At 73.3% G+C, this 633-nt stretch carries 1 pseudogene; it reads left to right on the top strand.

Annotated elements, in window-relative coordinates:
- Positions 1-633 (top strand): annotated as a pseudogene (locus tag KBX39_RS32520) (fused acetyl/propionyl-CoA carboxylase subunit alpha/methylmalonyl-CoA decarboxylase subunit alpha); the annotation flags it as partial.

The following is a 633-nucleotide window of genomic DNA, read 5'->3' as shown; positions in this document are numbered from 1 at the left end:
GATCGCCGACGGCCAGGGCACCGCGTGGGCGCTCGGGGTACGGGACTGCTCGGTGCAGCGGCGCAACCAGAAGGTGATCGAGGAGTCCGCGTCGCCGGTGCTCGCCCCGGAGCAGGCGGCGGAGCTGAAGGCGTCGGCGGAGCGCCTGGCGGTGGCGGTCGGCTACCGGGGCGCGGCCACTGTCGAGTTCCTCTACCACCCGGGCGACCGGCTGTTCGCCTTCCTGGAGGTCAACACGCGCCTTCAGGTCGAGCACCCGATCACCGAGGCGACCACCGGGTTCGACCTGGTCAAGGCGCAGTTGCACGTGGCCGGTGGCGGCCGGCTCACCGGCGAGCCGCCGGTCGAGCGCGGGCACGCGATCGAGGCGCGGCTCAACGCCGAGGACCCGGACCGCGACTTCGCGCCCTCCCCCGGCCGGATCACCCGGCTGGACCTGCCCGCCGGGCCGGGCATCCGGGTCGACACCGGAGTCAGCGAGGGCGACACCATCCCGGCCGACTTCGACTCCATGATCGCCAAGATCATCGCGTACGGCCGGGACCGGGACGAGGCGCTGGGCCGCCTGCGCCGGGCGATGGCGAACACCACAGTGGTCATCGCCGGCGGCGCGACGAACAAGAGCTTCGTGCT

The organism is Micromonospora sp. D75 (genome assembly GCF_018070405.1).
GTDB classification, from domain to species: Bacteria; Actinomycetota; Actinomycetes; order Mycobacteriales; family Micromonosporaceae; genus Micromonospora; species Micromonospora chalcea.
This window is presented reverse-complemented; position numbering and strand designations above follow the sequence as displayed.